The 18,703-nt window shown below is 71.8% G+C and carries 15 protein-coding genes; 7 read left to right on the top strand and 8 right to left on the bottom strand.

What is annotated here, in order from left to right:
• The first annotated feature begins 56 nt into the window (after positions 1 to 56).
• The 5 genes from P3T34_RS25520 to pyk all read left to right on the top strand — a co-directional run bounded on the left by P3T34_RS25520 (position 57) and on the right by pyk (position 8,909).
• Positions 57 to 1,580, top strand: a complete 1,524-nt coding sequence (locus tag P3T34_RS25520) for a maltokinase (RefSeq protein WP_280668376.1) — start codon at positions 57 to 59, stop codon at positions 1,578 to 1,580.
• The gene (gene glgB, locus P3T34_RS25515; protein ID WP_280668375.1) at positions 1,529 to 4,000 is read left to right on the top strand and encodes a 1,4-alpha-glucan branching enzyme; all 2,472 of its coding nucleotides are present in this window, start codon (positions 1,529 to 1,531) and stop codon (positions 3,998 to 4,000) included. Before P3T34_RS25520 ends, glgB begins: the two co-directional genes overlap by 52 nt.
• An 86-nt stretch (positions 4,001 to 4,086) precedes the next feature.
• On the top strand, positions 4,087 to 6,213 hold the full coding sequence (gene pta, locus P3T34_RS25510; protein ID WP_280668374.1) for a phosphate acetyltransferase: 2,127 nt from the start codon (positions 4,087 to 4,089) through the stop codon (positions 6,211 to 6,213).
• Positions 6,210 to 7,415, top strand: a complete 1,206-nt coding sequence (locus P3T34_RS25505; protein WP_280668373.1) for an acetate kinase — start codon at positions 6,210 to 6,212, stop codon at positions 7,413 to 7,415. The genes pta and P3T34_RS25505 overlap by 4 nt, the downstream gene beginning before the upstream one ends.
• 63 nt (positions 7,416 to 7,478) lie before the next feature.
• The gene (gene pyk / locus P3T34_RS25500) at positions 7,479 to 8,909 is read left to right on the top strand and encodes a pyruvate kinase (RefSeq protein ID WP_280668372.1); all 1,431 of its coding nucleotides are present in this window, start codon (positions 7,479 to 7,481) and stop codon (positions 8,907 to 8,909) included.
• 62 nt (positions 8,910 to 8,971) lie between these two features.
• On the opposite strand, the gene P3T34_RS25495 is transcribed toward pyk, so the two are convergent.
• From P3T34_RS25495 to trxA, 4 genes are all read right to left on the bottom strand, one after another.
• On the bottom strand, positions 8,972 to 10,366 hold the full coding sequence (locus tag P3T34_RS25495) for a hypothetical protein (RefSeq protein ID WP_280668371.1): 1,395 nt from the start codon (positions 10,364 to 10,366) through the stop codon (positions 8,972 to 8,974).
• The gene (locus P3T34_RS25490) at positions 10,363 to 11,016 is read right to left on the bottom strand and encodes a DUF6114 domain-containing protein (RefSeq protein WP_280668370.1); all 654 of its coding nucleotides are present in this window, start codon (positions 11,014 to 11,016) and stop codon (positions 10,363 to 10,365) included. Before P3T34_RS25490 ends, P3T34_RS25495 begins: the two co-directional genes overlap by 4 nt.
• Before the next feature lie 165 nt (positions 11,017 to 11,181).
• The gene (locus P3T34_RS25485; protein WP_280668369.1) at positions 11,182 to 11,826 is read right to left on the bottom strand and encodes a DUF6230 family protein; all 645 of its coding nucleotides are present in this window, start codon (positions 11,824 to 11,826) and stop codon (positions 11,182 to 11,184) included.
• A gap of 609 nt (positions 11,827 to 12,435) precedes the next feature.
• Entirely contained in the window at positions 12,436 to 13,425 is a 990-nt protein-coding gene (gene trxA / locus P3T34_RS25480; RefSeq protein WP_280668368.1) for a thioredoxin, read from the bottom strand.
• A 371-nt stretch (positions 13,426 to 13,796) separates the two neighbouring features.
• Here trxA and P3T34_RS25475 point away from each other — a divergent pair, with 371 nt between their 5' ends.
• Positions 13,797 to 14,432, top strand: a complete 636-nt coding sequence (locus tag P3T34_RS25475) for a TetR/AcrR family transcriptional regulator (RefSeq protein WP_280668367.1) — start codon at positions 13,797 to 13,799, stop codon at positions 14,430 to 14,432.
• Positions 14,433 to 14,487: 55 nt separating this feature from the next.
• On the opposite strand, the gene P3T34_RS25470 is transcribed toward P3T34_RS25475, so the two are convergent.
• The 4 genes from P3T34_RS25470 to P3T34_RS25455 form a co-directional block, all read right to left on the bottom strand.
• The gene (locus P3T34_RS25470; protein WP_280668366.1) at positions 14,488 to 16,191 is read right to left on the bottom strand and encodes a methylmalonyl-CoA mutase family protein; all 1,704 of its coding nucleotides are present in this window, start codon (positions 16,189 to 16,191) and stop codon (positions 14,488 to 14,490) included.
• A 132-nt stretch (positions 16,192 to 16,323) separates the two neighbouring features.
• Positions 16,324 to 16,659, bottom strand: coding sequence for a DUF3817 domain-containing protein (locus P3T34_RS25465; protein ID WP_280668365.1), 336 nt, complete (start codon positions 16,657 to 16,659; stop codon positions 16,324 to 16,326).
• A 66-nt stretch (positions 16,660 to 16,725) separates the two neighbouring features.
• Entirely contained in the window at positions 16,726 to 17,244 is a 519-nt protein-coding gene (locus P3T34_RS25460; RefSeq protein ID WP_280668364.1) for a MarR family transcriptional regulator, read from the bottom strand.
• 61 nt (positions 17,245 to 17,305) lie between these two features.
• A complete protein-coding gene (locus P3T34_RS25455) occupies positions 17,306 to 17,632 on the bottom strand; it encodes a DUF3817 domain-containing protein (protein WP_280668363.1) in 327 nt (108 codons plus the stop codon).
• A 253-nt stretch (positions 17,633 to 17,885) separates the two neighbouring features.
• On the opposite strand from P3T34_RS25455, the gene P3T34_RS25450 reads away from it, so the two are divergent.
• Positions 17,886 to 18,650 carry a DUF2127 domain-containing protein gene (locus tag P3T34_RS25450; protein WP_280668362.1) on the top strand — a complete coding sequence of 255 codons (765 nt, stop codon included), beginning with the start codon at positions 17,886 to 17,888 and terminating at the stop codon, positions 18,648 to 18,650.
• The last annotated feature ends 53 nt before the right edge of the window (positions 18,651 to 18,703 follow it).

The following is an 18,703-nucleotide window of genomic DNA, read 5'->3' as shown; positions in this document are numbered from 1 at the left end:
TGGCGGGCCCGGCCAGACCCGTCGGGTCGCCAGCCCGCTTCCGGGGAAAGGGAGCCATGTCGGAGATCTCCCGTTCTCAAGCCCACGTCCACCGCGACGCGGGTTCCGCGCCACGCGGTCCGGGCGGGCCGCACGGTGCCGCGGCCCGCGGTGCGGGGGCCTATGCCCCTGGCACCTACGGCGGCAGACCGCGCAGCAGCAGTTCGCTCGCGGTCGGAGAACTGGTCCAAGCCGCCCTGCCGTTGATCGCCGACTGGCTGCCGAGCCAGCGCTGGTACGCGGGGAAGGGGCAGGCGATCACCGGGCTGCGCCCGCTCTCCGCCACGCCCCTGCTGACCGGCGACCCGGCGATGGTGCACCTGCTGCTGCGCGTCGAGCACGGCAGCGGCTCGGACATCTACCAGCTACTGCTCGGCCTGCGCGCCGAGGCACCGGCCGGGCTTGGCCCGGAGGCGCTGCTCGGCGGCCTCACGCACGGACCGTACGACGGCGCCGCGCTCTACGACGCCGTGCACGACCCGGAGCTGACCGGACGGCTGCTCGGCCATCTGGCCACCGCCGACCGCTTCGGCCCGCTGGCGTTCCGCCGTACCCCCGGCCCCGGCCTGCCCAGCGACCTGCCGGGCCGCGCCGGGACGGCCGAGCAGAGCAACACCTCGGTCATCTTCGGCACCTCCTTCATCCTCAAGCTGTTCCGCCGGATCAGCCCCGGCACCAACCCTGACCTGGAGCTCTCGCTCGCCCTCTCGCGGGCCGGCAGCACCCGGATCCCCCGGGTGGCGGCCTGGTTCGAGAGCCGGATGGAGGCCACCGAGCCGGCCACGCTGGGCCTGCTGCAGCGGTTCCTGCCGGACGCGGAGGACGGCTGGGAGCTGGCGCTGGACCAGGTGGCCCGGCTCAAGGGCGACCCGAGCCCGGGCAACTTCGCGGTCGAGGCGCACCGGCTGGGGCGGGCCACCGCCGAGGTGCACCGGGTGCTGGCCCGCGCGCTGCCGGTGGCCAGGCTGGACCGCGAGGAGACCGGCCGGCTGGCCACCGCGATGGCCGAGCGGCTGGACGTGGCGGCGGCGGCCGTCCCGGCGCTGCGCCGCTACCGGCCCGCGCTGCACACCGCGTTCCGGCAGCTGACGGCCGACCACCTGACCGGGCTGACCGTCCAGCGGATCCACGGCGACCTGCACCTGGGCCAGGCGATGCGCACCCCGCACGGCTGGGTGCTGCTGGACTTCGAGGGCGAGCCGGCCAAGTCGGTGGCCGAACGGCGGCTGCCGCAGCCCGCGCTGCGCGATGTCGCGGCGATGCTGCGGTCCTTCGACTACGCGGCGGCGCACCTGCTGGCCGGCGCCGAACCGGACCCCGAACTCGCGCACCTGGCAGCGAGTTGGGCGGCCCGCAACCGGACGGCGTACTGCGCCGGCTACACCGCGGCCGGGGGCACCGACCCGGCTGGCTCGCCCGAGCTGCTGCGCGCACTGGAGATCGACAAGGCGGTCTACGAGGTGGTCTACGAGGCGCGGCACCGGCCGGGTTGGCTGCCGATCCCGCTCACCGCGATCCACCGGCTGGCCACCGCCCCCTGAGCCCCGTCCCCGACCCAACCGCTGGACCCCGCACCGCTCGAACGCCTGCACCCTGCCTGGAGGACCCTGCCGTGGCCCCGCTCGACCGCACCAACCCGACCGTGCCCGCCACCTTCCTCCCGCAGGGCGGTCTGCGGCCGCGCGCGCAGGGGCCCCGACCGACCACCTCTCCAGCAGCCGCAGCCGTCCCGGCCCCGGTCGCTCCGGCGCCGGAGGCCGCCCCGCGCGCGCTGCGGCTGGCCGAGGCCCCGCTGCCGCCCGCCGAGATCGACCGGCTGGTCGGCGGCGCGCACCACGACCCGCACGCCCTGCTCGGCGCGCACCCCGTCACCGGCGGCACCGCGATCCGGGTGCTGCGCCCGCTGGCCGACCGGGTCACCATCGAAACGGCGTACGGACCGGCCGAGTTGAGCCACCAGCAGGCCGGCCTCTTCACCGGGCTGCTGCCCGGCTCGGCGATCCCGGCCTACCAGCTGCGGGTCAGCTACCCCGGCTGCGAGCCGCTGCTGCAGGAGGACGGCTACCGGATGCCGCCCACGCTGGGCGAGTTGGACCTGCACCTGATCCGCGAGGGCCGGCACGAGCAGCTCTGGCAGGTGCTCGGTTCGCATGTGCGCACCGTCGAGGGGGTCACCGGCACCGCGTTCTCGGTCTGGGCTCCGAACGCGGTCGGGGTGCGCCTGGTCGGCGACTTCAACCACTGGGACGGCACCGGCTACCCGATGCGCTCGCTGGGGTCCTCGGGCGTCTGGGAGCTGTTCGCCCCCGGGGTGCTCGAGGGGGCCGTGTACAAGTACGAACTGCGCACCCGGGACGGCCGGTTGCTGCAGAAGGCCGACCCGATGGCGCGCGCCGCCCAGTGCCCGCCGGAGACCGCCTCGGTCGTCCACACCTCCAGCTACCAGTGGGGGGACGCCGACTGGCTGGACAAGCGCTCGCGGGTGCACCACCACCGCTCGCCGGTGTCGGTCTACGAGCTGCACCTCGCCTCCTGGCGCCCGGGTCTCGGCTACCGCGAGCTGGCCGAGCAACTGCCCGGCTACCTGCGGTCGTTGAACTTCACCCACGTGGAGTTCATGCCGGTGATGGAACACCCCTTCGGCGGCTCCTGGGGCTACCAGGTCTCCGGCTTCTACGCCCCCACCGCCCGGCTCGGCTCTCCCGACGACTTCAAGTACCTGGTGGACGCCCTGCACCGGGCCGGTATCGGGGTGATCGTCGACTGGGTGCCCGCGCACTTCCCCAAGGACGACTTCGCGCTCGCCCGCTTCGACGGCGAGCCGCTCTACGAGCCGGCCGACCCGCTGCGCGCCGAGCACCCCGACTGGGGCACCCTGGAGTTCGACTACGGCCGCACCGAGGTCCGCAACTTCCTGGTCGCCAACGCGGTCTACTGGTGCGAGGAGTTCCACATCGACGGCCTGCGGGTGGACGCGGTCGCCTCGATGCTCTACCTCGACTACTCCCGCGAGGGCGGCGCCTGGACGCCGAACCAGTTCGGCGGCCGGGAGAACCTGGACGCCGCCTCGTTCCTGCAGGAGATGAACGCCACCGTCTACCGCCGCTGCCCCGGCGTGGTCACCATCGCCGAGGAGTCCACCGCCTGGGACGGCGTCACCCGCCCCACCAGCAGCGGCGGCCTGGGCTTCGGCCTGAAGTGGAACATGGGCTGGATGCACGACTCGCTGGTCTACATCTCCAAGGAACCGGTGCACCGCAAGTTCCACCACAACGAGATCACCTTCTCGATGGTCTACGCCTTCTCGGAGAACTACGTGCTGCCGATCTCGCACGACGAGGTGGTGCACGGCAAGCAGTCACTGGTCTCCAAGATGCCCGGCGACTGGTGGCAGCAGCGCGCCAACCAGCGCGCCTACCTGGGCTTTATGTGGGCCCACCCGGGCAAGCAACTGCTGTTCATGGGACAGGAGTTCGCCCAGGGCGCGGAGTGGGACCACGAGAGCGGCCCGCAGTGGTGGGTGCTCGACGAGGGCTGGCCGGCCGCCGCCGACCACCGCGGCGCGCAGCAGCTGGTCGGCGAGCTCAACCGGGTCTACCTGGCAAGCCCCGCGCTCTGGGAGCAGGACACCACCCCCGACGGCTTCCGCTGGCTGGACGGCGGAGCGGCCGACGACAACCTGCTCTCCTTCGTCCGCTACGCCGCCGACGGCTCGCCGCTGGTGGCCGTCTGCAACTTCTCCCCGGTGGTGCGGCACGGCTACCGGGTCGGCCTGCCCCCGCTGGGCGGCGCCGACCAGCTCTGGACCGAGGTGCTGAACACCGACGCCGAGGCCTACGGCGGCAGCGGCGTCGGCAACTCCCACCCCGTCAAGGCCGAGCTCGTCGAGTGGAACGGGCAGCCGCGCAGCGCCGAACTGATCCTGCCTCCGCTGGCCACCATCTGGCTGCGACCGGCCTGACGCCACAGGGCCGCACCCGCATGCGTCCGGGTGTTCGAGGTGCGAAGGTATGGTCGGATCAAGACCGACCGAACGGAGAGACTGGCGTGGCGCGCAGCGTGTACGTGACCGGGATCGATCGCGGCGACGGCCGGCAGGCGGTGGAGCTCGGGGTCATGGAACTGCTCACCCGCCAGGTGGACCGGGTCGGGGTGTTCCGGCCGCTGGTGCACGCCGCGGCGCCGGGCGAGCCGGGCACCGACCACGTGGTCGAGCTGCTGCGCACCCGCTACCGGCTCGACCTGGCGGCCGACCAGCTCTACGGCCTCACCTACGAGGAGGCCGCGGCGCTGCAGGCCGCGCAGGGGCAGGACGAGCTGGTCGGCACGCTGGTCGACCGGTTCCGCGCGGTGGAACGCTCCTGCCAGGCGGTGCTGGTGCTCGGCACCGACTTCGCGGACACCAACATCCCCGACGAACTCGCCTTCAACGCCCGCCTCGCCAACGAGTTCGGCGCCTGGGTGCTGCCGGTGGTCGGCGGCCACGACCAGGACCCGCTCGCCGTGGTCGCCGAGGTGCGCAACGCCCACCGCGCCTACAGCGACCTCGGCTGCTCGGCGCTGGCGATGGTGGCCAACCGGGTCGCGCCCGGCGCCAAGCAGCAGGTGCTGCGCGCGCTCACCGACAAGCTGCCGATCCCCGCCTATGTGCTGCCCGAGGAGCCCGCGCTCGCCGCGCCGACCGTCGCGCAGCTGGTCGAGGCGACCGGCGCCGAGGTGCTGCTGGGCGACGCGGCCGGGCTGGCCCGGGACGTCCGCAGCTTCGTCTTCGGCGGCGCGATGCTGCCGACCTTCCTGACCGCGCTGACCGAGGGCGCGCTGGTGGTCACCCCCGGGGACCGGGCGGACCTGCTGATCGGCTCGCTGGCCGCCCACTCGGCGGGCGCGCCGCCGATCTCCGGCGTCCTGCTGACGCTCGGTCAGCACCCGGGCCCGGAGGTCATGGCGCTGGCCGCCCGACTGGCGCCCGGCACCCCGGTGGCCGTCGTCCCGGAGGGCAGCTGGCCGACCGCCGCCACGCTGACCCACCTGGAGGGCAAGCTCGGCGCGACCACCCCGCGGAAGGCCGAGATCGCCCTCGGCCTGTTCGAACTGCACGTCGACACCGCCGAGTTGACCAGCCGGATCGAGCTGAGCCGGTCCGAGCGGGTGACCCCGATGATGTTCGAGCACGAGCTCCTGGAGCGGGCCCGCGCGCGGAGGCAGCATGTGGTGCTGCCGGAGGGCGGCGAGGAGCGGGTGCTGCGGGCGGCCGAGGTGCTGCTGCGCCGCAACATCTGCGACCTCACGCTGCTCGGCGAGGAGGACACCGTGCGCCGCAAGGCCGCGAGCCTGGGCATCACGCTGCCCCAGGAGGACGCCCTCGACCGGGCCAGGGTACGCATCGTCGACCCGGCCACCAGCCCGCTGCGCCAGCGGTTCGCCGAGCTCTACTCCGAGCTGCGCGCGCACAAGGGGATGACCGTCGAACTGGCCCTGGACGTGGTCACCGACGTCAGCTACTTCGGCACCCTGATGGTCCAGGAGGGCATCGCCGACGGCATGGTGTCGGGCGCCGTGCACTCCACCGCGGCCACCATCCGCCCGGCCTTCGAGGTGATCAAGACCTCCCCGGGCGCCGCGATCGTCTCCTCGGTCTTCTTCATGTGCCTGGCGGACAAGGTGCTGGTCTACGGCGACTGCGCGGTCAACCCCGACCCGGACGCCCAGCAGCTGGCCGACATCGCGATCCAGTCCGCCGAGACGGCCGCGCAGTTCGGCGTCGAGCCGCGGATCGCGATGCTCTCCTACTCCACCGGCACCTCCGGCTCGGGCGCTGACGTCGACAAGGTCCGCAAGGCCACCGAGCTGGTCCGCGCGCTGCGCCCCGACCTGCTGGTGGACGGCCCGATCCAGTACGACGCGGCGGTGGACGCCCGGGTGGCCGCCACCAAGCTGCCGGGCTCGGCGGTGGCCGGGCGGGCGACCGTGCTGATCTTCCCCGACCTGAACACCGGCAACAACACCTACAAGGCCGTCCAGCGCTCGGCCGGCGCGGTGGCGGTCGGCCCGGTCCTGCAGGGGCTGCGCAAACCGGTCAACGACCTGTCGCGCGGCGCGCTGGTGCAGGACATCGTGAACACCGTGGCGATCACCGCCATCCAGTCGCAGCCGTCCAAGGAGGACGTCCGTTGAGCGAGGCGACCCGGATCCTGGTCCTCAACTCCGGCTCCTCGTCGGTGAAGTACCAGCTGATCGACATGCTGGACGGCCGGCGGCTGGCGACCGGCCTGGCGGAGCGGATCGGCGCGAGCGGGGCCCGCCTGGTGCACACCCCGCACGGCGGCCCGCGGCGCGTGTCGCAGCAGGCCTTCCCGGACCACTCCAGCGCGCTCAAGGCGATGGCCGAGGAGCTGGCCGCGGACGGCCTGGACCTGGACTCCCCGGAGCTGGCCGCGATCGGCCACCGGGTGGTGCACGGCGGCCGCCGCTTCACCGCGCCGACCGTGGTCACCGAGGAGGTGCTCGCCGAGATCCGCCGACTGGTCCCGGTGGCGCCGCTGCACAACCCGGCCAACATCGTCGGCATCGAGGTGGCCCGGGCGCTGCGCCCCGACCTGCCGCAGGTCGCGGTCTTCGACACCGCCTTCCACACCACGATCCCCGAGTACGCGGCCCGCTACGCGATCGACAGGAAGACCGCCGACGAGCACCGGGTGCGCCGCTACGGCTTCCACGGCACCTCGCACCAGTACGTCTCGCGGGCCACCGCGCGGCTGCTCGGCAAGGCGCCGGCCGAGGTCAATGTGATCGTGCTGCACCTGGGCAACGGCGCCTCGGCCTCGGCGGTGTCCGGCGGCGTCTGCGTGGAGACCTCGATGGGCCTCACCCCGCTGGAGGGCCTGGTGATGGGCACCCGCTCGGGCGACGTCGACCCGGGCGTGATCTTCCACCTGCACCGGGTCGGCGGCCTCTCGGTGGACGAGATCGACGATCTGCTGAACCGTCAGAGCGGCCTGCAGGGCCTGTGCGGCGACAACGACATGCGCGAGGTGCTGCGCCGCGCCGACGAGGGGGACGCCGACGCCGAGCTCGCGTTCCGCGCTTACATCCACCGGCTGCGCAAGTACATCGGCGGGTACTACGCGGTGCTCGGGCGGGTGGACGCGATCGCCTTCACCGCCGGCGTCGGCGAGAACGCCGCGCAGGTCCGGCAGGCCGCCACCGACGGCCTGGCCGACCTCGGCATCGCGGTGGATCCCGAGCTGAACTCCGTCCATTCCGACGAGGCCCGGGTGATCTCGCCCGCCTACTCGCGAGTAGCGGTCGCGGTGGTCCCCACCGACGAGGAACTGGAGATCGCCCAACAGGCCTTCGCCCTGGTACACGCCCGGTAGTGCCCGGTTATCGGAGGTTCGTCCCAATCCCCGGGAATAACTCGTACGGATAGGATCATCGATATGCGCCGAGCGAAAATTGTCTGCACCCTGGGTCCTGCGACGGACTCCTACGAACAGCTGAAGGCCATCGTCGAAGCGGGCATGAACGTCGCCCGACTCAACATGAGCCACGGCTCCCACGCGGAGCACGAGGAGCGGTACCGCAAGGTCCGCCAGGTCTCCGAGGACACCGGCCGCACCATCGGTGTGCTGGCCGACCTGCAGGGCCCCAAGATCCGTCTGGCGACCTTCGCCAACGGCCCGGTGACCGTTGACAACGGCGACACGTTCACCATCACCACCGACGACGTCCCTGGTGACCAGCACATCTGCGGCACCACCTACAAGGGCCTGCCCGGCGACGTGAAGCCCGGCGACCCGGTCCTGATCAACGACGGCGTCATCGCCCTGGAGGTCGTCAGCGTCGACGGCCCGCGGGTGAAGACCGTGGTCGTGGAGGGCGGCGTGCTCTCCAACAACAAGGGCATCAACCTGCCGGGCGCCGCGGTCAACGTGCCCGCGCTCTCCGAGAAGGACAAGGACGACCTGCGCTTCGCGCTGCGTCTGGGCGTCGACATGGTCGCGCTCTCCTTCGTGCGCAACGCCGAGGACATCGACGACGTGCACAAGGTGATGGACGAGGTCGGCATCCGCGTCCCGGTCATCGCCAAGATCGAGAAGCCGCAGGCCGTGGAGGCGATGGAGGAGATCGTCCTCGCCTTCGACGCCATCATGGTGGCCCGCGGCGACCTCGCCGTCGAGTACCCGCTGGAGCGGGTGCCGCTGGTGCAGAAGAAGCTCATCACGCTGGCTCGGCGCAACGCCAAGCCGGTCATCGTCGCCACCCAGATGATGGAGTCGATGATCCACGCCTCGCGGCCCACCCGCGCCGAGGCCTCGGACGTCGCCAACGCCATCCTGGACGGCGCCGACGCGGTGATGCTCTCCGCCGAGTCCAGCGTCGGCAAGTACCCGGTGGAGACCGTCAAGACCATGAGCCGGATCTGCGAGACGGCCGAGGAGGAGCTCATCAGCCAGGGCCTGCAGCCGCTCAACCCGGGCCGCAAGCCGCGCACCCAGGGCGGTTCGATCGCGCGCGCCGCGTGCGAGCTGGGCGACTTCCTGAACGCCGAGGCGCTGGTGGCCTTCACCAAGTCCGGTGACACCGCCCGCCGGCTCTCGCGCTACCGCTCGCCGATCCCGGTGATCGCGTTCACCCCGGACACCGCGACCCGCAACCAGCTCGCGCTGAGCTGGGGCGTCGAGGCGTACGTGACCGAGCAGGTCGGCTCGACCGACGCGATGGTGCTCCAGGTCGACCAGGAGCTGCTGGCCCTCAAGCAGCTGAACGAGGGCGACACCGTCATCGTCACCGCCGGCTCGCCTCCCGGCATCCCCGGCAACACCAACATGGTCCAGGTGCACCACCTGGGACAGCGCGCGGGTCTCTGACCCTCATCATGCGAGAGGGCCCCCACGATGCGTGGGGGCCCTCTCGCGCGTCCGGCGGACGATCAGTTGGGGTACGGGGTGTTGTCGTTGTACATGTGCATGCCGGGGATGTGCAGCGTGCCGCCGAACTGGCCGGCCTGGATCGCCGTCACCTTGGTCAGCGCCATGTCGATCGGGATCGGAACGGCGCCGATCAGGTTGAACAGCCACTGGGGCAGCGTGTCGGGGGTGATGGTGATCGCCCCGAGGTCCGGCAGCGGGATCCCGTAGAGCGAGGCGAGGTCGCCGCTCAGGCTCTCCACGTACATGTCGATCGGACCCTGACGCATCGTCGAGGTGCTGCCCGGGGCGCCCTTGACGTGGAAGGTCTCGGCGTGGCCGTTGATCGCGGTGTTCTCGATCGTCGACATGTCGAGATTGTCGATGTCGACCGAGCTGACCGTGAACTTCAGTACCCGCTTGGTGCCGGTCGGGCTGTGCACCTCGTAGACCCCGCCGAAGACGGCGCCGTAGAGCGAGAGCCGGCTGGTGTTCAGGGTCCAGTTCTGGTCCGGGACGACCTGGCCGGACTGCACGGCGGCCGCGGCCACCTGCCGGGTGTCCACCGCGCAGAGCGGGGCGGCGTTACCGGCGGCCAGCTCCTTGGCGGCGGCCGCCGGAGCGGCGGTACCGGTCGGCAGCGAGCTGCCGCTCGGCGGCGCGGCCGGGGCGCTGCTCGCGGAGTTCGCGGCAGGCGGGGTGGCCGGGGCCGAGCTGGTCGGCGCCGTGGTCGGGCCCGCGCTCGGGCTGCCGGCCGCCGGAGCGGCGGGGGCCGCCGGCGTGGGGGCGCTCGTCGGGGCGGTCGCCGGCTTCGGGTCCGCGGTCGCGGTCGGCGCGTTGGTGGTCCGCGGGGCCTGCGAGGTCTGCGGAGGGCTCGGGGGCGTCGGGGCCGGCGGGGGGTTCTGGCCGTTCTGGTGGCCCGGGTCGAAGATCCCGAGGATGCCGTTGATGATGCCGCCGAGGATGTCCTGGCCGCTGGTGCTCTGCACGGCGCCGGCCTGGACGACCTGGGTGGCCGCCGCGGTCTTCTGCGCGGCGGTGGCGCCCGGAGCGAGCGCGGGGGTGGGCTCGGGGGCGAGCTTGGGGGTGACGAAGGCGGCGCTGACCACCGAGCCGCCGGTCCCGGTGGGGGAGGCCTTGGTCGGGTCGGGGACGGGCGTCAGCTTGCTCTTGGGCACCGGGGTGATCGTGGTCGCGGTGTCCGGAGCGCTCGCGCAGCTGCCGGCGCCGGACGTGGTGGCGGCCGCGGCGAGGTTCGGGACGACGGTGCTGCCCATCAGCAGCGCGGTCGGGACGGCGGCGAGCGCGAGCAGACGGGCCCGGCCGCGTCCGCTCGTCCGCGGGGCCGCGTGCCGGGGGCCGCTCGCACGCCGCTGGGCGGGCAGACCCGCGGTCGGCTGCTCGTCCCCGCCGGTCACCGGAGCTCCCCCTGCTGCGTGGTCGGGTCGACCTCGGTCCCGCTCTCGGAAGCAGCGGTCTGGGCTGTCACGGACTCAGCCTCGGGGGCGTCCGGCTGGTACGGCACCACCTGGTAGCCGAGGGCCTGCGGCTGCTCGCCCGGCCCGCCCGGCCCGCCCTGCTCACCCTCGAAGGCCGCGAACTGCCCACCGGCACCAGCCGGTTGCAGCGCGGCCGCCTCGGCCGCCGGGCCGACCGGCTGCTCCTTCAGCGGCGCCCAGGAGCACAGCAGTCCACCCGCGACCAGCCCCAGGATCAGCCCCATCAGGAAGCCGCCCAGGTTGGAGACCGGGATGGAGATCAGCGACAGGATGGTGACACCCACGCCGCAGAACACCCGGACCAGCGGCTGGAACCACGCGCTGACACCGAGCACCATCATCAGCAGGCCGATGATCAGCGAGCCCGCGCCCGCGGTCGTCGACATCGCGACCGTCAGGCCGCCGAGGGTCAGGTGCGCGTAAGGGAAGTACAGGATCGGGAGCCCGGCGATCATGGCCAGGAGGCCGCCCCAGAACGGCCGGGTGCGGCGCCAGGCCCGGAACCTCAGCCGCAGTCGGGTGAAGCCGCCCTCGGCATCGGGCCAAGCTTGGGCAGTTGCGCTGGTCACGATGGAACTCCTCGATGGTGTGTCCGAGGGATGAAGTCTTGGGTGTGCGGCAGGGGGCGGCTCGTACGCGCCGCCCCCCGACCGCCGCGCCGGCTCTCACCGGCGCGGGCCGTCCCCACGGTGCCACCGGGCCGGACACCGGCCTGGTGGACCGTCAGCGACGGATCAGTAGCACTCGACGCCCGCGCCGGAGCCCTGCTTGATGTTCAGCTTCAGGCCGTTGAGCACGAAGGTGCCCGCCGAGGTGGCGTAGGCGGTCTGCTGGACGTTGCTGAGCTCGGCCTTCTCGGCGGACTGGGCGAAGCCCTGCGCGCCGGTGGGCAGGCCGTGGCCCATCTTGTCCTTCCAGCCCGCGGTGGCGGTGCCACCGAGGGTGGAGGCGTCCTGGCCGATGTTGATGTTGGTGAACGTCGCGTCGGCGTTCAGCTGGTTCAGGTCGATGAGCAGGTTGCTCGCCTGGACCGGCTTGGCGGCGTCGTTGCCGGCGTTCAGCACCAGGGTCCACTTGCCGAGCGGGCCGAGGTCGGTGACCACGGACTGGCAGAGGTTCTGGATGGTGGCCTGGTCGAAGGCGGAGACGGCGACCACGTGCGGGGTGCCGTTGGTCTCGACGTCGACCGAGCCGAACTGGGCGAAGTTGCTGCCCTTGAGGTCAGAGGTGGTGACCTTGAAGCTCTGCCCGGAGACACTGAACGACGCGGCGAGCGCGCTGTCCGCGAGGCTGATGCCGATCGCGGCGGTCGCGGCGATGCTGGGAACCATCACCAGGGCGAAGCGCTTCCAGCGGGTCTTGCCAAAAACCTGGGACATGTGTCCTCCTTCTCGGACGTACATCTCCGGCCGGGCCCGGCGCGCTGAGCGCGGGTCCCGTCCTGGGATGGGAGACGGACTACGTCCTCGGTAACGGAGAGCGCCATCGCGGGCAGAGCCGAACGACCGGCGATCACCCCCGAGCGACAACCAACGGCCGCGCGGGGTGCGCGACCGGAGAGAGCACAGGATCCGCTGTGGGCCGCGGATACCCCCCTGTTCTCCCAACCACCGGACGATGCCGGCGATTACCCGGTGGGGATCCCGTACCGCACATGTCCGACAGGCTGCCGGGGAGTGAAGTGAGGGACCAGGCGTGGCCGATCGTGCTGGAATCCCGCCGGAAGCACAAGAGGTCCATTACTGACGGGTAATCCAACAGTCGGGGTGATGGATCATGAGATGACCATGACATCGACGCAGAGTGATGAGCTGCGGAGTTGGCATCGGCGAAATCCCGGGGAAACACGGCGGAAACACCCGCGGGCGGTCACCTGAGGTGACCGCCCTACGGCGTTGTCAAGATTTGATAAACCTCTGCCCTGCGTACCGGAATGTCGTCAAATCACCGACGACACCGCAGGTCACCTGCCGTGCCATGAAAACGCCTCAGAAGAGCACCCGGGCCAGCGCGGTACGGGCCGCCGTCACCCTCGGGTCGTCCGGGCCGATCACCTCGAACAGCTCCAGCAGGCGCAGCCGCGCGGTGTCCCGGTCGGCGCCGAAGACCCGGCCCACGGTCTGCACCAGGCGCCCGAAGGCGTCCTCGACATGACCACCCACCAGGTCCAGATCGGCCGCGTCCAGCTGGGCCGGGACGTCCTTCGGGTCGGCCGCCGCCGCTGCCCGGACGGCCTGCGGGTCCAGCGCCTCGACCCGGCGCAGCAACTGCGCCTGGGCCAGCCCGAGCTGGGCCTCGACATTGCCGGGCTGGTCGGACAGCACGTTCTGGTAGGCCTGCACGGCGCCGGCCAGGTCGCCGCGGTCCAGCGCGTCGTGCGCGGCGGACAGCGCCGGGTCCTCCGGGCGGGACGCGGCGGGCGCGCCCTCGGCCGCGACCCCGCTGCCGCCGACGATGCCGAAGCGCTGCTCGGCCACCGCGATCAGCTGGTCGATGATCTTGCGGACGTTGGCCTCGTTCTCGGCGCCCTGGAAGAGCGGCACCAGCTGGCCGGCCACCACGGCCATCACGGCCGGGATGCCCTGGATGCCGAACTGCTCGGCGATCAGCTGGTTGGAGTCCACGTCGATCTTGGCGAGCACGATCCGGCCGGCGTACTCCTCGGCCAGGCGCTCCAGGATCGGGCTGAGCTGCTTGCAGGGGCCGCACCACTCGGCCCAGAAGTCGACGACCACCGGGACCTCGGTGGACCGCTGGAGCACCTCGTCCTCGAAGGTCGCCTCGGTGACGTCGATGACGAGCGGGTAGGCCGGGCCGGGGGTCTCGATCCCGGACGCCTCGGCGGCGGCCGCCTGCCGGGCGCGCTCGGCGCGGGCCTGCTCGGCCTTCTGCGCGGCCTCCCCGGCCGCCTTCACCGCGGCGAGGTCGACCGCACCGCGCAGGGCGGCGCTGTTCAGATGCGTGTTCCGTGGCTGCATGGCACTATCCTCCCCCGTCCGCGCGAATGCCGGGCGCCATCCGCCGGGAAAGTCCGTCCCAGGCTGGATCGCCTGGACCTGACACCACCCCGACGGGAGCCCGTCTCCCCTGGTAGCCGCTGTGCTGCGACGCGGATCCCCACCCGCGCCCCGCGCCGTCGCCCCTCCCACAGGGCCGGCACGTGGTTGCCGCTCTATTCGCTACGAGTCGTAGCGTATCTGGCGACCGCCCCCTCGCCGCAAGCCCGCATTGCCCCATCGGGACGTGACGTCCCCCACTTTCCGCCCGTTCCTTTCCCCACCGCCGAACTGCCGATACGGTTACCTCCCCCACCCAAGCTACTCATCAGTACAGATCGCAAGGAGCCCTGGTGGCCACCCCTCCACCCGCACCGCACCGCGCGAAGGGCCGCCCGCGCAGCGCCGCCGCCGACCGCGCGATCCTCGACGCCACCCGCGAAGCCCTGGCCGAAGTCGGCTGGGGCGGGCTCAGCATGGGCCAGGTCGCGCTGCGGGCCGGCGTCGCCAAGACCACCCTCTACCGCCGCTGGCCGTCCAAGAACGAGCTGGTGATGGACGCCGTGGCCACCCAGCTGGAGGAGCTGGAGGTGACCGACCTGGGCAGCCTGCGGGCGGACATCGAGGACGTCGTCGCCCAGTTCGCCGCGCTGCTCTCCCGCCCCGAGACCCAGGCCGCCCTGCTAGCGCTCTTCGCCGAGGCCACCCGCGACCCCCAGCTGCGCAAGCGGATCCGGGAGACCATCGTCGACCCGCAGAAGCGCCTGGTCCGCCGGGGCCGCGCCAACGCCCAGGCCCGCGGCGAACTCGACCCGGACCTCGACGAGGCCGCGGCGGCCGAGGAGATCGACATCATCTTCGACACCATCGCCGGCACCGTCGAACACCGCATGCTGGTCAGCGGAGAACCCGTCACCCCCGTGTGGATCCGCCGCTTCACCACCCTCCTCCTCAGCCCCCTCCCGGGCCTGAGCGCCGAACAGCAGTAGGCCCCGGAAAGTCGGTTCTGCCGACTTTCCGGGGCCTACCGGGGCTACCGGGGGATCAGAAGCCCGCGGGTTCGCGGTAGATGCCCCACTCGGCGCGCAGGGTGTTGCAGATCTCGCCCAGGGTGGCCTCGGCCCGGACGGCCTGGAGCATCGGGGGGATCATGTTGCGGCCCTCGCGGGCGGCGGCCAGCATGGCGTCCAGGCCGACCCGGACGGCCGCGTCGTCGCGGGCGGCCTTGCGCTCGGCCAGCACCCGGACCTGCTCGCGCTCGACCTCGTGGCTGACCCGCAGGATCTCCAGCGGCGGGGTGACCGACTTGGGGTGGCAGTTGACGCCGACCACCCGCTTCTCGCCCTTCTCCAGCGCCTGCTGGTACGCGAAGGCCGCCTCGGCGGTCTCGCTCATGAACCAGCCCTCCTCGATGCCGCGCAGGATGCCTGCCGTCATCGGGCCGATCGCGTGGCCCGCCGAGTCGTTGCCGGCCTTGGCGCCCTTGGCCAGGATCCGCGCGAAGATCTCCTCCGCCTGCGCCTCGATCCGGTCGGTCAGCGCCTCGACGTACCAGGAACCGCCCAGTGGGTCGGCCACGTTGGCCACCCCGGTCTCCTCCATCAGCACCTGCTGGGTGCGCAGGGCGATCTCGGCGGCCAGCTCGGAGGGCAGCGCCAGGGTCTCGTCCAGGGCGTTGGTGTGCAGCGAGTTGGTGCCGCCGAGGATGGCCGAGAGGGCCTCGACGGCGGTGCGCACCACGTTGTTGTACGGCTGCTGGGCGGTCAGCGAGACGCCGGCCGTCTGGGTGTGGAAGCGCAGCCACTGCGCCTTGTCGGTCTTGGCGCCGTAGGTGTCGCGCATCCAGCGGGCCCAGATCCGGCGGGCGGCGCGGAACTTGGCGATCTCCTCGAAGAAGTCGAGGTGGGCGTCGAAGAAGAACGACAGGCCGGGCGCGAAGACGTCCACGTCCAGGCCGCGGGAGAGGCCGAGCTCGACGTAGCCGAAGCCGTCCGCCAGCGTGTAGGCGAGCTCCTGGGCGGCCGTGGTGCCGGCCTCGCGGATGTGGTAGCCGGAGACCGAGAGCGGCTTGTAGGCCGGGATGCCCTCGGAGCAGTACTCCATCAGGTCGCCGATCAGCCGCAGGTGCGGCTCCGGGGCGAAGAGCCACTCCTTCTGGGCGATGTACTCCTTGAAGATGTCCGTCTGCAGCGTCCCGTTGAGCACGGACGGGTCGACGCCCTGCCGCTCGGCCGCCACCAGGTACATGCAGAAGACCGGGACGGCCGGGCCGCTGATCGTCATCGAGGTGGTGACGTCGCCCAGCGGGATGCTGTCGAACAGCACCTCCATGTCGGCGGCCGAGTCGATCGCCACCCCGCAGTGGCCGACCTCGCCGAGCGACTTGGCGTCGTCGGAGTCGTAGCCCATCAGGGTCGGCATGTCGAAGGCGACCGAGAGCCCGCCGCCGCCGGCCTCCAGGATCATCTTGTAGCGCTCGTTGGTCTGCTGGGCGTTGCCGAAGCCGGCGAACTGGCGGATCGTCCAGGTCCGGCCGCGGTAGCCGGTGGCGTGCAGGCCGCGGGTGTACGGGTACTCCCCCGGCCAGCCGATCCGCTCGAAGCCCTCGTACGGCTGCCCGGCCGGCGGGCCGTAGACGGGCTCCACGTCGTCGCCGGAGAGCGTGGTGAAGTCCGCGTCACGCTTGCGGGCCTTGTCGTACCGCTGCTGCCAGCGCTGCCGGCCCCGCTCGATCTCTTCGGCGTCCATGTGCGACCCACTCCCGCTCGTTGGAAGGACGTCCTTGAAATTTACTCGGACGTCCTACTACTTGTCGATGATGGCAGGAACCAAAAAGACCCCCTCCGGTGGGAGGGGGTCTTCCATGCAGGTGTCCGCAGGTCAGGCGCTGACCGGCTGCGCGGTGGCCTGCGCGGCGGCCTCGGTGGCGTCGCGGACCACCCGGCGCTCGGCGAGGAACGACGCGAACGGGATGCAGCCGGCGGCCAGCGTGAAGAGCAGCCGGCCCATCGGCCACTTGAGCTTCTGGCCGAGCAGGAAGGCCACCACGAAGTAGGCGAGGTAGAGGTAGCCGTGCAGCATCGCCACAACGGGCAACTCCTGCTTGAGCGCGCCGAAGCCGTACACCGCGATCATGACGCCGCAGAAGATCAGCAGCGCGCAGCCGGTCGCGATCGCCAGCGCCCGGTACCAGGCCAGCAGGGGGGTGGACTTCATGGGTGGGCAGCCTTCGCACTCGACAGGGGATTGCAGCTCATCCGAGGGTAACCGCCGTATCGACGATCACTCCGCCGGGGGTTCGGTGAAGTCGCCGGCCGTCACCCGCAGCGGCCTGAGCAGCTCGAACACCTGTCGGCACTGGTCCGCGTCGTACGATTCCAGGCCGAATTCGACGGCCATCAGCTCCCGGGTGGCCTGCTCGACCGCGGTGCGACCCTGCTCGGTGATCTTCGCCAGCACACCCCGCCCGTCCGCCGGGTTGGGCCGCCGGGAGACCAGGCCGGCCTTGACCAGCCGGTCCACGGTGTTGGTGACGCTGGTCGGGTGCACCATCAGCCGCTCGCCGATCTTCGACAGCGAGAGCTCGCCGGTCCGGCTGAAGGTCAGCAGCACCAGCGCCTCGTAGCGCGCGAAGGTCAGCCCGTACGGCTTGACCACCGCGTCGACCCGGCCGAGCAGGATCTGGTGCGCGCGCATCACCGAGGTGATCGCCGCCATCGACGGGACCTCGCCCCAGCGGCGGGCCCACAGTTCGTCGGCGCGGGCGATCGGGTCGAAGTCGAGTGCGAGGGGTTTGGCCACGCCCTCACCGTACCGGCGGGCCCGCCGGTGGCTCCCGGACGGCCCGCATGGTGGGATCCGCTCAGGCGGCGGCGGTGGCCGGCGCGGCGGTGGGCAGGCCCGCGCGCTCCTCCTTGGCGAGCATCCGCTCGGCGAAGAAGCCGCCGGTCGGGAGCACCGAGAGGATCAGCAGCAGCGCCGCCCGCTTGAGGTCCCAGCCCTGCTTCTGCCAGGCCAGGCCCCAGAACGCGGCGTAGGCGAGGAAGAGCATGCCGTGGATCATGCCGAGCACCGGGACCGGGTTGAAGCTGGTGTTGTACTTGAACACCATGCCGACCAGCAGCAGGAGGAAGGACAGTCCCTCCGGGCCGGAGACGAGACGCAGACGGTGGGCGGCGTTGTTCTTCATGGCGGGGGTACCTCACTGCGGCGGGCGGACGCGGGGTTAGGACGCGGGGTTAGCTTGTGAACGGGCGCACAAACCGCTGCCCATTATGGGCAGGCCCCCGCGCGAACGGTGCGCCGGGGCCCCCGTCGTGCCCGAGATCACATCCGCACCGGTCACACCGGCCGTCCCGGGCGTCTCGCTATCCTGCTCTGCGCGCGCCCGATCACGGATGGCGCGAGGAACGGACCAGAACGGACCACGGGGGAGCACCACCATGTTCAAGCGGGACTGGGACCGGCGGACCTGCGCCAAGCGCGGGCACACCACATACGCGCCGACCGAGCTGGAGCTGCGCACCCGGCTGCACGCCGGCACCGCGCTCGGCGACGCCTGGCGCTGCCTGCGCTGCGGCGACTTCGCGCTCGGCGAGCCGCACGGCTCCGGACCGGCCGCCGACGCCCCGCTGGTGCCGCGCGGCAAGGCGCTGCGCGATCTCTTCATCCTGCGCTTCCTGGCCGTCGAGCGGGTGCTGCGCGGTGTGCTGATCGTGCTGGCCGCCTGGGCGGTGTGGAAGTTCTCCAACAGCCAGAACGCGGTGCGCGACCTCTTCGACCAGGACCTGACGGCCTTCAAGCCGGTCGCCGACCACTTCCACTACGACCTCGACCACTCCCCCGTGGTGGACACCATCCGCAAGACCTTCGACTACAAGCACAGCACCCTGGTGATCGTCGCGGCGGCGCTGCTGACCTACGCGCTGATCGAGCTGGTCGAGGGCGTCGGGCTGTGGATGGGCCGGCGCTGGGCCGAGTACCTGACGGTGATCGCCACCGCCGCGTTCCTGCCGCTGGAGGTCTACGAGCTGACCGAGAAGATCAGCGCGTTCAAGATCGCCACGCTGGTCCTCAATGTGCTCGCGGTGCTCTGGATCCTGATCTCCAAGCGGCTCTTCGGCCTGCGCGGCGGCATCGTCGCCTTCGAGGCCGAGCGGCACTCCGCCTCGTTCCTGGAGGTCTCGACGGCCGCGCAGACCGGCTGAGCCACCACCCGGCTGAGCCGCCACCCGTTCGAGTGGTTCCGGGCGCCAGTTCG

The sequence above is a fragment of the Kitasatospora sp. MAP12-44 genome (assembly GCF_029892095.1).
Taxonomy (GTDB): domain Bacteria; phylum Actinomycetota; class Actinomycetes; order Streptomycetales; family Streptomycetaceae; genus Kitasatospora.
The sequence above is the reverse complement of the archived record's forward strand: the minus strand, read 5'-3'. Positions and strand labels throughout refer to the sequence as shown.